Origin of the sequence: Moorena sp. SIOASIH, from assembly GCF_010671925.1 — a bacterium.
Taxonomy (GTDB): Bacteria; Cyanobacteriota; Cyanobacteriia; order Cyanobacteriales; family Coleofasciculaceae; genus Moorena.
Genome location: NZ_JAAHIH010000001.1, coordinates 980913 through 995836, shown reverse-complemented (window position 1 = coordinate 995836; position 14924 = coordinate 980913). Strand labels below are relative to the sequence as shown.

Below are 14924 nucleotides of genomic sequence, written 5' to 3'. Positions count from 1 at the left end.
ATCCTTTCCTCATCTCAAATTTAGGTAGGAAGTTCATTGATTTGGAAATATAGCAGTCGCCAGGGCAGGCGCGGACATGACAAAAGTCTCAAACCTAAGTAAGCGCAAGAGTTTGACTTCTGACTTCTGACTTCTGACTTCTGACTTCTGACTTCTGCTATATCTCTGAACTCGTTGTTACTTTTACTGTGACAGAAATAGTTAGGGCTGTCCTTGAGCTAGCTCATAAACGAAGTAAATTGTTGATCATAACTATCAAACACTCTCAAAGGACTACTAGGCATGGTCTCATCGATTGAACAATTAGCTCAAGTCTGGGTGCTTAAGGACCTAGAAACTTCAGCGCTAGAGAATCTTCAGCCTTATACCAAAGTAAGGACTTATTTGCGGGATGAGATTGTGATCTACGAGGGCGATCGCCTGCCCTGCCAACTCTATGCCTTAATCAAGGGAACTCTGCAAATTAAAAAAACCGGGACGAGTGGTAAAGAAAGCCTTTTGCGCATCATCCCTGAGGGGGATATTTTTGCGGCTCCGGCAATTTTTGGTAATGGTATTGCTCCCGCAACAGTTATTTGTCAGGTGGACTCCCGAGTGCTAACCATAGAACGAGAGGCGCTGTTAGAGACTATTCGCCAGACCCCAGAAGTGGCGTTGCGAATCCTGGAAGTCTTTAATCAACGCTTGCAACAAATTCATAACACCGTACATGGGCTAATTTCTGAAAGGGCAATTGTACGACTGGTGCGTCTGCTGCAATACTATGCAACTCGCTATGGAACTCAGTCTGTTGCTCAGGGAGACTCCTTAAATGTCAACCTTCCGTACTATCAAATTGCTCGCAGTATAGGTATAACCTATGAAGAATGCGTGCGTTTGTTCAAAAAGATAAATTCGATCAATTCAGTGGTTACCTACAAGCGGGGAGGCAAAATTATTATCAATGACTGGCAGCAGTTAGATGCGTTCGCGAAGCGTAGCCCTTCGGGCTAATCGCGGACAACGAAGGATGAAAAGACTAGGGATTGGGGAATCGGGAATCGGGAATCGGGAGTCGGGAATCGGGAAAAAATCCTGTGTACTTCGTTACTATGAGAAACCCTCTAATGCAGGCATTGTTATAGCTGACAACGCCTTCCATAGCCAGATCTGAACCCTAACGTCAATCGCTTCGCGACCATTCAAAAATGGTCAGCGTGGGATGAATGCACCGTCGAAAGTTTTGTTAATTATGAATCTTTCTGCTGAGTTTGTGACTCCTCAGCTTCTGATGTCGGATTATTCATCTCGTCTTTGAAGCCTCTGAGGGTTTTCCCTAGGGCGCTGCCGATTTCAGGAATTTTCTTCGGTCCAAAAATCACAACTGCCACAACACCAATAATCATCACTTCGGGCCATCCTAAACCAAACATAGCAATTTCCTCCAAACTCCTTTTAACTTTTAATTAACCTTGAACTGCTTTATAGCACTTAGCCCATCCTACTTCACGGCCAAGCAAAAAAATTGTCTAGCTAATCTACTCTATGGTTTTACTAGGCGCACAATCAACCTAGGGAAATCTCGGTCGCCCACTCAAAGTAGTCATTTTCGGGCGGGCAGGATGCCCACCCCACTCACATTCATCCCGCCCCTCAGCAATGCCCCGCTAGTCCATGCTACTAGGAAGGAATTCCATGCGATCGCAAACAAAATCCTACATGCAATCCCAGCAGTAATCAAAGTAGTCATTTTCGGGCGGGCAGGATGCCACCCCACTCACATTCATCCGAAGATTCAGCAATGCACCCCTAGTCGATGCTACATGGTCGGAATTCGATGCGATCGCAAACAAAATCCTTTATCCCATCCCAGCAGTAACAAAGTTTTGTGTAGCGCTAAAGGATTGCCCATGGCAAGCTGATATCCTAAGCTTATCCGAGGTCCATACTTAGGATGTCTTGCTCCAATTGATGGTCACCGATAAGGTGAGAAGATAGAGGTCGAAGGATGAAGGATGAAAGATTAAGTATAAAAATATACCATTGGCAAAGGTGACAATCAATGCAATGGTTGATACTTCAAGTCTTGTATGCCTTTTGTCTTTTTCCTACCCCTCTTGTTAAAGGGGATAATGGGGGGAAACACCATCCAACCCTTTGGTCTGCAAGCCTGTTGCCTCAATTTTACCCATAGCCTTTAAGTGTTAAGGAATGTCAACCACTTCCACGCCATCCCTAAGAACCCAACAAAACCCTCTGTGCGCTAAGCTGGCAGACTGTATAGAGTCGAACTGGCGGCGCTACTTCGACCTTTCTCCTTATCATTTACCAGCCGAGTTAGGCTACGTACAAGGACGGCTTGAGGGAGAGAAACTGACTATCGAAAACCATTGCTATCAGACACCTCAGTTTCGGAAAATGCACCTGGAATTGGCAAAAGTAGGTGAGATGTTGGATATTTTACACTGTGTAATGTTTCCTCGTCCAGACTATGCTTTGCCCATGTTTGGCTGTGATGTGGTGGCAGCTAGAGGACAAATTAGTGCTGCGATCGCAGACCTTTCTCCACTCAACCCTAAACGTACCTTACCAGAAGCCTATCACTGTTCTTTAGAGAACCTACCAAAACCTGAGTTTAAACAGCCCCGTGACTTACCACCTTGGGCAGACATTTTTTCAGAATTTTGCATTTTTGTGCGTCCCAATGGTCCAGAAGAAGAAGCACAGTTCCTGGCATGGGTGGATGATTTATTACAGATTCACTGTGCCCATGCTGCTAATGCGCTACCGGTCTCTAGAGAAAAGCAAGCAGAAATTATTGCTAGTCAACACTATTATTGCAGCAAGCAGCGGCAGAATGACAAAACCCGGCGGGTGCTTGAAAAAGCGTTTGGTGTTGAATGGGCAGAGAACTATATGACTTCGGTGTTATTTGACTTGCCAGGATCTTGATACTTAATCAATCGTAAAGCTGATTAGTTTGCTGATTAGTTTAGGGATGGAGCAATGGATGATAGCGTTTCTCATATTAATGAGGTAAACAGGATTTTTTTCCTGTTCCCTGTTCCCTGTTCCCTATTCCCTATTCCCTATTCCCTGTTCCCTTAAATCCACAACTTGTATACCTCACCTATTTGAGAAATACTATAGTAAGGCACGATAATAATAAGTCGGCAAACTTTTTTAAGGGGATAGACTATGTTCACTAAACGTGACCTTCCCTCAGAGCAGGAACTGCTAAATGTGGCGAGACAGTACCCTGAGCTAGATATAGCATCAGTGTTTACTTGTCTGTCGTTCCTGAAAACTACCACTGAAATCTACGAAGCGATTGAGACTCATTTGGGTCGCTACGAGTTATCAATCGGTAAGTTTACTGTACTCATGCTATTACACAAGGCGGGTTCGTTAGGCTTGACTCCTTCCGAATGTGCTCAACAGGCTGGTGTTACTCGTGGGACGATCACAGGTCTGCTCGATGGTCTCGAACGTCAAGGGTTAGTTAAACGCCAGCCGCACCCAGATGACCGACGGATGCTGATGGTTCAGCTGACTCCAAAGGGTTGGCAGTTCTTGAAGCAAATGCTTCCCGACCACTTTAATCGGGTGACAGGTTTGATGGCTCACCTGACTGGTGCAGAAAAGAAAACCTTCGTTAAACTTTTAGCAAAGTTGCGAGCGGGAACCCCTGCTATGCACTCTGCTGAATTTCAGCTGACCCAGTAATGAGGGACTTCTCAAAAAATCTGTTAGCGGTGCTCATATATTATTAACTTTATGATAGATTAAATAGTAAGGAGCCATATAATATGGCACACAAGAAATGGTTATGACTCATATAACCGACAGAGGTTGATTTAACCGGAGGAGTCATGGAGCCAAAGATTGGCATAAAAGATCAGGGATTATCAAAGCCCCTAAGCCGTTGGGTGATTGTACTGGCTGGTGTTGGGATTCTGGCAACTGTGGTCGCTAGCCGATACAGTTTGGAAATGGTCCGTGAGCGCCCACCAGAACCAGTGCCATCCCCCAGTACAACCCCAGCTATCCGAGCTGTAACTGCTCTAGGACGTCTCGAACCTGAGGGGGAAGTTATTCAATTAGCTGCTCCAACAACTTTTCAAGCACCAAGGGTGGCTCAGTTACTGGTTAAGGAAGGGGATAAAGTAGGTGCCAATCAATTGATTGCCATCATGGAAAATCGCGATCGCTTACAAGCGGATTTAGAACGGGCGAAAGCGGAGGTTAAAGTAAGCCGTGCGAACTTGGAGAAAGTCAAAGCCGGTGCTAAAAGTGGAACCATTGCTGCTCAGGAGGCTAAGATTAAACGACTAGAGGCAGAGTATCGGGGGCAGAAGGAGGCGCTACAAACTCGCATTGACCGTTTACAGACTCAGCTGCAAGAAACACAACAAGAAAAAGATGCCACAGTCAGGCGATTAAAGGCTCAGTTAAGGAATGTGCAAGCAGATTTTCAGCGCTATGACCAGTTAGAACGAGACGGTGCGATCGCAATTTCCGAATTGGACAGCCGCCGCCTAAACGTAGAAACCGCCCAAGAGAGCGTGAGTGAAGCCATAGCCAACCGCACCCAAACTATAAGCACCCTCAGGGAACAACTCAAAGAAGCTATTGTCAACCGCAACCAAACCCTAGCTGTGGTAGAAGCACAGATTAACGAAGCCAAAGCTACCCTCGAAGAGATAAAAGAAGTACGTCTAGTAGATATTAGACAGGCTGAAGCGGAGCTAGAAATGGCTATGGCACAAGTCAAGCAAGCCGAAGCAGAATTAAAATTTGCTTACGTGCATTCTCCACTAGATAGTCAAATTTTGAAAATTAACACTTATCCAGGAGAAACCGTAGATCAAGAAAAGGGAATTGTGGAACTAGGGCAAACTGACCAAATGATGGTTGTTGCTGAAGTCTACGAAAGTGATATTGGTAAAGTCAAGCTAGGACAGAAAGTAACAATTATTAGTGAAAGCAAGGCATTTGAGGATAAACTCAATGGCAGTGTAGTTAGAATTGGGCAACAAATTGACAAACAGGATGTTCTTGACACTGATCCAGCCGCTGACGTAGATGCCAGAGTTGTCGAAGTAGATATTCGTCTCAATCCGGAAGACAGCAAAACAGTTGCTGATTTAACTAACTCCCAAGTCATCGTAAAAATAGTGATTAGTGATTAGTCAATCGCTTTGCTCCAATTAAAAATTATCAATTCAAAATTCAAAACTAACCTATAAATTAATTCGTGGGCTTGTATCCGGTGGAAACACTTACAAAGTATAAGGCTATTAATTTTTAATTTTTAATTTTTGATTTTGAATTAAAAAATAGTAATTAACCAGTAAATATTAATCATGAAAATACCTTTAGCATGGTTACAATTGACCCATGAAAAAATGCGTTTGCTGGTGGCACTGGCAGGAATTGCTTTTGCCGATATTTTAATGTTTATGCAAATGGGTTTTCGGGATGCCCTGTTTGAAAGTAATGTGACACTACATAATAGCTTACAAGGTGACATTTTTTTGATTAGTCCCCAGTCCCAGGCAACACTCGCTATGAAAAGTTTTCCTAGTCGCAGGTTGTATCAAAGTATTGCATTTGATGGGGTCAAATCAATTAGTGGGATATATATGGACTTTGCCCTCTGGAAAAATCCTCAAACCCGTGAAAGTCGTAATGTACTTGTGATTGGGTTTAATCCTACTGACAACGTCTTCAATTTATCTGGAGTAACCAGCAATCTGGATACGATTAAAATGCCGGATGTAGTTTTGTTCGATGACAGATCCAGACCTGAATATGGTCCTATTGCTGAAGAGTTTAATCAGGGCAAAGAGATAACCACTGAAGTCAAAGAACGTCGCATTCGAGTAGGAGGCTTATTCACCCTAGGGGCTTCCTTTGCAGCAGATGGAAATGTGATCACCAGTGATTTAAACTTTTTCCGCCTTTTCCCTGACCGCCATAGAGGACTGATTGATATCGGTTTGATTGAATTAGAACCAGGGTTAGATTTGGAGACAGTTGTAGAGAAGATGAGGCGCGAACTTTCCAAGGATGTTAGAGTTTTATCCAAGGAAGAGTTTGTTAATTGGGAGAAAGCTTACTGGCAAAGCAGTACAGCTATTGGCTTTATTTTTACCCTCGGTAGCGCGATGGGATTTATCGTGGGTACAGTGATTGTTTATCAAATTCTATATACTGATGTCGCGGATCATTTACCTGAGTATGCTACCCTCAAAGCCATGGGTTATAAAACCACCTACCTATTGATTGTTGTTTTTCAAGAAGCTCTGATTCTGGCAATTTTAGGTTATTTTCCCGGATATGGACTGGCATTAGGGTTGTATAGTTTAACTAAAAATGCTACCAGTTTACCCATAGCTATGAGTCTAGCTAGGGCACTGACAGTGTTGATTCTGACGATTATCATGTGTTGTATTTCCGGTGCGATCGCGATCGGGAAACTCCAAGCAGCCGATCCCGCTGATATTTTTTAAATGTAAGCTATCAGCTATCAGCTATCAGCTATCAGCTATCAGCTATCAGCTATCAGCTATCAGCTATCAACTTATGGGCGATGCGCACGCTTTGCGAACAGCTTTTGAATAAAAGAGGTAAGCATTCGTTTAATCTGAGTTACATCTGCACCTCAAGTAGCGCGGCCACAGGCCAAGGGCTTTTCCCCAGAATTTCAATTCGATAAAATCTCGAACTATTAAATTCTCCCATTCGAGGTTTATTTTAAGCATTAGGCTGACAGCTGACAGCTGACGGCTGAATGCTTACCCTAAAACTATAATCAATAACTAATAACTAGGTAGGAACGAAAACTGTCATGGTGGACGAACCAGTTGTATCCATTAAGCATCTCAACCATTACTTTGGTAAGGGTTTCCTACGGAAACAGGTTTTGTTTGATATTGACCTAGACATCCACCAAGGAGAAATTGTGTTGATGACTGGTCCTTCTGGATCGGGTAAGACCACATTACTAACCCTAATCGGAGGATTGCGATCGCCTCAAGCTGGTAGTCTCAAAATCCTAGGACAGCAACTGCTAGGAGCCAATAAACGTCATTTGATAGCAGTGCGGCGTCATATTGGCTATATTTTCCAGGCTCATAACTTACTCAAGAGTTTAACAGCTCGCCAAAATGTGCAAATGTCAGCAGAACTACACCCAGAACTTTCCACTAAAGATGCTATGACTAAATCAGTAGCTATATTGGAAGCAGTGGGGTTAGGTAAGTGGGTGAATTACTACCCAGATAAACTTTCTGGAGGACAAAAACAACGAGTTGCGATCGCTCGTGCTTTAGTGGGTAATCCCAAGATACTCTTAGCCGATGAACCAACAGCAGCCCTAGACAGTAAATCCGGTCGTGAAGTGGTGGATTTAATGCAGCAGTTAGCAAAAGAACAGGGATGTACTATTTTACTCGTTACTCACGACAATCGAATTCTCGATATTGCTGACCGGATTGTTAATATGGAAGATGGGCATCTTAATGGTATCAAAGCAGTTAATTAAGCTGTTCAGCATTTAGATTGGGATATCTAAAATTAGTCAAAGGGAACAGGGAACAGGGAACAGGGAACAGGTAATAACCAATTTAAATTCACATCAGCTTAAGGTAAACGGCTGACAAATATAAAATATAAAATTGTTAATCGAAAATATAAAATAGCAATTAACAATTTTATAATGACTAAATTGAATTATGTGATAATTTTTATTCTTTACTCCCTACTCCCTACTCCCTACTCCCTGTTACCTTTGCTATATTAACTGTAAGTAATAGGACGACTATTTCCAGGCAGTTCCTGGTATTTATTAGCAAAAACCGTAAGTGTACCCATCTTTTCTGTGAACCCTGGTCAAGTTCTTAACGTGTAAGCTTATTGCCTTTTTTCTTGGGACTGTGTAATTGAAAGAGTTGCTTTTGCTCCTAGGGTTAACTCTCCCAAACTTTCCGGTCAGGAGGTTTTTGGCTATGTCTCCACTACACCAACCCTTGATCGGTCTTAATGGATTGTGTCTAATCGGGTAACCGTGCTTGTTAAGTACTGCTTTTTGTCTACCCCCCTGCCCCTTGCAAGTGACTAACAGTGGTTGAGAGGTTTTCAAGACCAATGTCTCAATATTACCGACACAGGCAGCATCAATCCAATGTTCCTTAGGAAAACCTAATTTAGTCCGGTTATACTTGGTCTGCGCTCCGGTTCCAGTAATTACAGGCTTGATTCTCTGGAGCACTTTTACTAACTTGTTGCGAGTCGTATTTACTGCCGCTGCATCCAATAGTGGTTGTTTGGCTTTGGTTTTAATTTTTTGCAATAAGTTTGGCTTTTTTTTGATAAATTCCTCTATAGGTTTGTTTCCTTTTCGTTGATTACATTTCTCGCAAGCTAAACAAAGGTTGCTTACCCTATCGCTCCCCCCTTTAGATTTTGGGCGAATGTGCTCAATTTGTAATGGTACGGATTTCTTGCCGCAGTAAGTGCATTCCCTTCCCCATTTCTCTAATAAGTACTCTCTGACCTCATACCCAGCTAATTCGCCTTGTTGGTACTCAACACCATTAATTTCAGGGTTTTGTATTTTTTGGGTATTAAACTTAACTCTTTCGATCCAAATCTCATCAACCGGGCAAAACTTAGTTAATCGTTTTACCCAAGTCTCAATAGTCAAAACCCGGTGCTCTAAACTAGGGGCAAGCCAACCTCCTGGACGCCTACGGTTAAGGAATCTGGGTTTTCTGTAGCGGGTATTACGATTGCGTCTTCCACGCCTCACTGCTCTTCTAGACTCTAGTTTTTTCTTGATCAACCCTCCTCTGTGTTCTAATTCCATTCCCCAAATAACTTGGTGGTTTTGGACTAAGGCAAATCCAGTCACCTTACTGCCAGGATCAATCTTGATTTGGCAGGGTGAGATGGTGGGATTATCAACCGCAGTCTTCAAGATGATCGTGAACGGGTACATTCTGAAAACCGCCGCCTTACCTTTGTCTAGTAATCGCCGTGCTTTCTTCGGTGATATAGGATTCAATGGTTGTTTATTTGTGTCAACAACAAAGACATAATTTTGCATTGTTAAATGCCTCAAAATTGGTAATGTGTTCCTCGACAATGTTGCTATGGCTTGTGTTTTGCCAACCACACGTTTTGCCTTTGTCTTAATGATTGGCGACAGAGCTAGGGGCTGGAGTTCACTCCTAGGTGTCATAACCAAAGCAACGTAGGAAGCAAATCATCCTGAGTCTGCAACCTAGTGGGCAATTACGGAGATTACCGGGAATTGCCAAGGCTTACACTAGGTGACTTTAGCACGATGCAGCAACTTATCACCAATGCGGTAACCAGTGTAACGTACCCTAACCGTATCACCTGGTTGAGCAGTGCCTGACATGAGTTGGTGTTTTTGTGGATCGTAAGGGAGTTCTTCACCCACAGATGCGATCGCTTCCACACCCCATTTTTCTAGCAACTGTTCCACTGGCTTTACCAGGGGCAATAATCTCACTGCTGGTAACTGCTCATTCTGTTGTGCCGCATAAGCAGCAGTGGGCCATTGCACTAGCCAGGATTCTAGCACTTGTAAACTAGATTGCTGAAACTCTTGCATTAAAGTCTCGCGCTGCTGTTCCAACTGCTGTTCCAGACGCTGGTACTCCTGCTTTAATGTTGAGTCTTCCTCCTGTAAGGTAGAAACAGAATCTGGCAAAAACATAACCAGTAACTGATTCACCGACACCTGCAACGCTTGAGCAAGTTTCAGCAGCGTTTTTAGCTGCATCTGGGACACCTGACCTTTCCGCAAACGCCTCAGTTGCAACTCGGAAACATCAGCCCTGCGACTGAGTTGCTTAAAACTAGGAATACCCACTTGTGCCATAAGTTGTCGCAACTGTTCACTGTAATTGGGATAGGAAGACTCGGTCATTTCCAGGCTGACGTATCAAGGATAAAGGATAACAGGAGAAGATTCCGCAAATCTGATCAACTCCAGTAGAGTAATTATGATATCCCTGATTGTGATTATTGGTAAGTCCGATCAGCTATCAGCTATCAGCCAACGGCTGACTGCTGACTGCTGACTGCTGAATGCTGACTGCCAACTGCTGAATGCTTACGGCCAACTGCTGAGTGCTTACCAAATGAGATATTTACTCAAAGTGCATTGACCCAGAAATCAGCGGTTACAATCTCACCATTACGCTTAAATTGACCCCACACTTTATATGTGCCTGTTTCAGGAAATTGGGTAGCAAAACGTATCGGTTCAGTAGTTTTACCTGGAAGTGCGTGAGCATGAATGTAATCAGATGCTGTTATAGATTCTGATTTTTTAACAATTACTAAATGACCAACTTCTCCCAAATAAGGTTGTAAATCATTAACCGGATTATTATTAGCAGCATCCTTTAAATTAAAGCTAATCATCACTTCTTCATTAGCCTGAACTTTGGGTTTATCAAAACTCAGCTCAACCTTGGTCTTGCCAAAGACTTTAGTATTTTTAATTTCTCTATCATTTAGAGATGAACTAGTGCCTGGTGCTTTTACTTTTAGCACCGACACTCGCTCTGGGTTTCCGGTTGGTTTGTAATCGCTAAAAAGAGTGTAATTACCAGGTTTAGGAAAATTAGCTTCAACTTCAAACCTTCCATTCCCTTTGTAATCAGGATGAATATGATCGTAAAAATCAAGATCATCACTGACTACAATTAAATGCATTATTTTTTCTTGGAAAACCTCAAAATCAGGAACAGCATTTCCCTCAGAGTCTTGAATATCAATTACCAAATTATTTGGTTTATCTAAAGTAATTGTTGAGGGAGTCGTTAGTATAGCTTTAGTCTTTACTGATGGTTTATTTCCGTGACCATGGCTACCATGGTGATGACCATGCTCATTGTGATTATGGTGACCATGGTGTTTATCTCCCTCAACAGATGCATCTCCAGATTGCACTGGTGTTGAACAACTTTGAGCCAGAAACAAAGTAGAACTAACTAGTAATGCGCTAACCAAACGATTCATGATCTATTTACCCACAATATTTATTCAAGATTTATTGTTTAAATGAAAAGCGACCGTTGACTTTTTCCCCGTTAATGTCAGTTTGAATGACAACCTTATATTCCCCAGTAGCTTTCCCAGGTAAAAAAGCGGCGTAATGTTTACCAGCCTGGTCATAGCTGAAATCCAGATTCTTTTGCTCACCATTTGGTAACTGGATTTGAGCCTTGACTTTGGCATTAGATACACTTTTGTGTTCCTCACCCTGTTGTAGGAAAAAGTCTAAGTGAATTCCCTGTTTTTCTACGATAGGTAACAACTCTAAATGATAAGAACCAGATTCAATCACTTGACCACCTTGGGAGTGATTGTGATCATGGGGAGAGGAATCAACCTTCTCAGTTTTGGTGACAGTTTCTGAAGAGGTAGTTTGAGTAGTCTCTTTCGTAGTATTGCCGCAGGAGGCTATAAATATCAATCCCACACTAGAGATAACAATTAAACTTGACTGCAACCATGAACCCATACTTTTACTCCTTTCAAACTAATTTAGTTTATAGCGTTTATTGCATCTATGAGGTACACTTATAAACCTCAAAGTCCCCCTTTTTAAGGGGGATTTAGGGGGATCCCTTTGTACCTGATGGGAAAGAGAATTGCTAGATAACCAGTAAAACAGTTGACACTGACTAAGCTGACCGCTGATAGCTGATGGCTGATAGCTTACCTATTTACCCACCACTGAACCCCGTTTAAAAGATGAATTTAATTCTTCAGGTGAAATCCCAGAATTTATGGGTTTAGATATGAAAAAGCGACCAAACTGAGCATACAGAGCTGGTAATACCAATAAGGTTAAAGCTGTAGACGTAAACAACCCTCCCAAAACAACTATTGCTAATGGCTGTAAAATTTCTTTCCCTGCCCCCGTGCCAATTACGAGAGGAACCATTCCTAACGCTGAAGTCAACGCTGTCATTAAAATTGCCACTAATCGTTCCGTTGAACCTTCAATAATTACTTGCTTTAAAGGCATTCCCTGAGCAAATTTATTATTGTAATTATCTACCAGAAGTAAACCATTGCGGGTAGCAACACCAAAGAGAGTGATAAACCCTACCATGGAAGCAACAGAGAGAATACCACCACCGAGGGCAACGGAAAAAATTCCGCCAGTTAATGCTAGAGGCAGATTGAGCATAATCATTACTGTTGCTGAAATTGACTTGACAGCAAAGTACATTAAAATAGCAATCACAATCAGTGCCAGAGTACCGAATACTAGTAAATTTTGAGATGCTCGTTGTTCTGATTCAAACTGTCCTCCATATTGGATAAAGTAGCCGGAAGGTAATTGTACTTTATCCTTGACTGTGGCTTGAATCTCTTCAACTACACTACCTAAATCTCGATCAGCAACATTAGCTGAAACCACAATCAGGCGAGAAACATTTTCGCGGTTGATTGTGTTGGGTCCCTTACCATAACTAATCTGAGCAACTTGGGCAAGAGGAATTTTAGTGCCCGTGGGAGTGTCAACTAGCAGGTTGCTAATGGTATTAAGATTATTGCGGTATTCGGCTTTCAACCACACTACTAAATCAAATAACTGTTGCTCTTCGAGTACTTGCGAGACAACTCTACCATTGAGAGCAGTTTCAACAATTTCTGAAAGCTGACCAACACTAAGACCATAACGGGCAGCAGCAGCCCGGTCAAACGTAATTTGCACCTGTTTGATCGGAATTTGGGGTTCAAGAATTAGATCAACCACACCAGGAATATCTTGCATGGCATCTCGAACTTGAGCACCAATAGTTCGTAATTCCGAAAGTTCCGGACCAAAAATTTTTACTGCGATCGCACTCCTGACTCCTGAGAGGACTTCATCCATGCGGTGGGAAATAAAACCACCAATACTGGGAGCTACCCCCGGTAACTTAGCAAATTCCTCACGGAGTTTCTCAATCGTTGCTTTTCGGTCTTTCATCCCCTCCTCTGAAATTTCCACATCCAAATGGCCCAGAGTAACACTACCAGCATCAGCATCACCGGGAGCACGCCCTGAACGTAACTGCACTGACTCAAACCGGGGGTCATCTTTGAGAGCTAGTTGCATGGCTGAACCAACCCGATTCGTCATTTCCAGAGAGACACCGGGATAGAGAGTGAAAGCATTCACAAGCGATCGCTCCTGAAACTCTGGTAAGAAGACTCGTCCTAGAGAGGTAAAAATAATTAGAGAAGCCACAAACCCGGCTACTGCTGTTAGCAAAACTAGACTGGGAGCATGAAGAGAAAATCGAATTAATGGCTGATATAGTTTTTTAGAAAACCGTGCTACCCAAGTTTCTTCTTCCGGTAACTGTACAGTAGCAAGCAAGAAAGCACACAAAGCTGGACTCAGAGTCAAGGCTACAAATGTAGAGGCGAAAATTGACACTAGATAGGCTACTCCCATCGGTGCAAAGATACGACCTTCAACACCAGTAAGGGTAAAAATTGGTGCGAAGACTACAGCAATAATTACTGTAGAAAACAGCACACTAACTCGCACTTCCACTGAGGTGTTATAAACCACCTGTAAAGGGTTGATAGGATTTCCTGCTTGCTGATTTTTTCGTAATCCCCGGTAGCAATTTTCCATGTCTACAATTGAGTCATCTACCACTGACCCAATTGCTACAGCTAGTCCTCCCAAAGTCATGGTATTAATTCCCAAACCAAAGAGATTGAGTAGCATCATCCCAATCAACAAAGACAGAGGAATGGCGCTTAGGGTAATAATGGCACTGCGCCAGTTCATCAAGAACAGAAACAAAATAATAGAAACAATAATGATGCCATCGCGCAAAGCATTCCTGACATTTTTAATTGAGGCATCAATAAAATCGGATTGGCGGAAGGTAACAGTAACCTTGACATTATTAGGCAAACCCGCTTTAATTTCCTCCATTGCTGCTTCTACGGCTTTAGTAACAGTAGGAGTATCAGCGAGGGGCTGTTTGTTAACTAGCACCACAATCGCTTTTTTCCCATCCAAGCTACCATCACCCCGCTTCAAGGCAGCACCAATGCGGACATCAGCGAGATCAGAAAGCAGCACTGGTGTGCCATTACGTGCCACTACCACCGATTGTTCTAAATCCTCGATTGACTCAACTCGTCCAATGCCTCGAATTAATAGTTCCTTGTCTGGACTAATCAGAAAGCCACCCGCTGCATTAGTATTTGCTGCTGCTGCTGCTTGGGTAACTTCTGCTAAGGAAACATCAAAAGCGGTTAACTTGGCAGGGTCAACCAGTACCTGATACTGACGCACATCTCCCCCATAGGCAATTACCTGAGTTACCCCCGCTACTGCCAATAATTGGTTGGTAATATCTCGGTCAACCAATCGACGCACAGCCATTAGGTCAATTTTAGAGGGGACATCTCCCGTCTCTACATCTTCGTCAATGGTAAAAGCGTAGGAAAGAATGGTACCAATGGGCGAGGAAAGGGGAGAAATTTGCGGTGATTCTACTCCTTCCGGTAATCTGGCAGCAGCTTGTTGTAACCGTTCAGTTACTAACTGGCGAGCTTGATAAATATTAGTATCCCATTTAAAAATAACTTTTACTACCGAAATGCCCACTCCCGAAGAAGAGCGTACTGTAGTCAATCCAGGAATGCCATTGATCGCACTTTCGACAGGCATTGTGACTAAAGATTCCACTTCTTCTGGAGCCAATCCCGGTGCTTCCGTTTGAATTTCAACTTGGGGAGGAGCAAAGTTGGGAAATACATCTAAGGGCATTTGGGAAACAATGCGAAATCCCCAAACTGTGACGATGATAGCGCCAATTACAACTAGCCAACGTCGAGCAATAGACCACTTCAGGATCGAGTTAAGCATTTTG

The 14924-nt window shown here is 42.9% G+C and carries 14 protein-coding genes; 7 read left to right on the top strand and 7 right to left on the bottom strand.

Features of this window, described 5'->3' with window-relative positions:
* The first annotated feature begins 282 nt into the window (after positions 1–282).
* On the top strand, positions 283–993 hold the full coding sequence (locus F6J90_RS04370; RefSeq protein ID WP_293091257.1) for a Crp/Fnr family transcriptional regulator: 711 nt from the start codon (positions 283–285) through the stop codon (positions 991–993).
* Between the two features lie 25 nt (positions 994–1018).
* On the opposite strand, the gene F6J90_RS04365 is transcribed toward F6J90_RS04370, so the two are convergent.
* Both F6J90_RS04365 and F6J90_RS04360 read right to left on the bottom strand, forming a co-directional pair.
* Positions 1019–1141 carry a hypothetical protein gene (locus tag F6J90_RS04365; RefSeq protein WP_293091256.1) on the bottom strand — a complete coding sequence of 41 codons (123 nt, stop codon included), beginning with the start codon at positions 1139–1141 and terminating at the stop codon, positions 1019–1021.
* A gap of 88 nt (positions 1142–1229) precedes the next feature.
* The gene (locus tag F6J90_RS04360) at positions 1230–1412 is read right to left on the bottom strand and encodes a twin-arginine translocase TatA/TatE family subunit (protein WP_293091255.1); all 183 of its coding nucleotides are present in this window, start codon (positions 1410–1412) and stop codon (positions 1230–1232) included.
* A 189-nt stretch (positions 1413–1601) separates the two neighbouring features.
* Here F6J90_RS04360 and F6J90_RS04355 point away from each other — a divergent pair, with 189 nt between their 5' ends.
* The 6 genes from F6J90_RS04355 (at position 1602) to F6J90_RS04330 (ending at position 7528) form a co-directional block, all read left to right on the top strand.
* Positions 1602–1901 (top strand): hypothetical protein, encoded by a 300-nt coding sequence (locus F6J90_RS04355; RefSeq protein WP_293091254.1) that lies wholly within the window; start codon positions 1602–1604, stop codon positions 1899–1901.
* A 289-nt stretch (positions 1902–2190) separates the two neighbouring features.
* The gene (locus tag F6J90_RS04350) at positions 2191–2931 is read left to right on the top strand and encodes a phycocyanobilin:ferredoxin oxidoreductase (protein WP_293091253.1); all 741 of its coding nucleotides are present in this window, start codon (positions 2191–2193) and stop codon (positions 2929–2931) included.
* Positions 2932–3177: 246 nt separating this feature from the next.
* A complete protein-coding gene (locus F6J90_RS04345) occupies positions 3178–3705 on the top strand; it encodes a MarR family transcriptional regulator (protein WP_293091252.1) in 528 nt (175 codons plus the stop codon).
* Positions 3706–3851: 146 nt separating this feature from the next.
* The gene (locus tag F6J90_RS04340) at positions 3852–5171 is read left to right on the top strand and encodes an ABC exporter membrane fusion protein (protein ID WP_293091251.1); all 1320 of its coding nucleotides are present in this window, start codon (positions 3852–3854) and stop codon (positions 5169–5171) included.
* Positions 5172–5345: 174 nt separating this feature from the next.
* On the top strand, positions 5346–6494 hold the full coding sequence (gene devC / locus F6J90_RS04335; protein ID WP_293091250.1) for an ABC transporter permease DevC: 1149 nt from the start codon (positions 5346–5348) through the stop codon (positions 6492–6494).
* A 338-nt stretch (positions 6495–6832) separates the two neighbouring features.
* Positions 6833–7528 carry a DevA family ABC transporter ATP-binding protein gene (locus F6J90_RS04330; protein WP_293091249.1) on the top strand — a complete coding sequence of 232 codons (696 nt, stop codon included), beginning with the start codon at positions 6833–6835 and terminating at the stop codon, positions 7526–7528.
* Between the two features lie 303 nt (positions 7529–7831).
* On the opposite strand, the gene iscB is transcribed toward F6J90_RS04330, so the two are convergent.
* From iscB to F6J90_RS04305, 5 genes are all read right to left on the bottom strand, one after another.
* Positions 7832–9091 carry an RNA-guided endonuclease IscB gene (iscB, locus tag F6J90_RS04325; protein ID WP_293091849.1) on the bottom strand — a complete coding sequence of 420 codons (1260 nt, stop codon included), beginning with the start codon at positions 9089–9091 and terminating at the stop codon, positions 7832–7834.
* Positions 9092–9313: 222 nt separating this feature from the next.
* Positions 9314–9943 (bottom strand): nucleotide exchange factor GrpE, encoded by a 630-nt coding sequence (gene grpE, locus F6J90_RS04320; protein WP_293091248.1) that lies wholly within the window; start codon positions 9941–9943, stop codon positions 9314–9316.
* 227 nt (positions 9944–10170) lie between these two features.
* Entirely contained in the window at positions 10171–11043 is an 873-nt protein-coding gene (locus tag F6J90_RS04315) for a hypothetical protein (protein WP_293091247.1), read from the bottom strand.
* A 31-nt stretch (positions 11044–11074) separates the two neighbouring features.
* Positions 11075–11548 (bottom strand): hypothetical protein, encoded by a 474-nt coding sequence (locus F6J90_RS04310; protein WP_293091246.1) that lies wholly within the window; start codon positions 11546–11548, stop codon positions 11075–11077.
* A 201-nt stretch (positions 11549–11749) separates the two neighbouring features.
* Positions 11750–14920, bottom strand: coding sequence for an efflux RND transporter permease subunit (locus F6J90_RS04305; RefSeq protein WP_293091245.1), 3171 nt, complete (start codon positions 14918–14920; stop codon positions 11750–11752).
* Between the last annotated feature and the right edge of the window lie 4 nt (positions 14921–14924).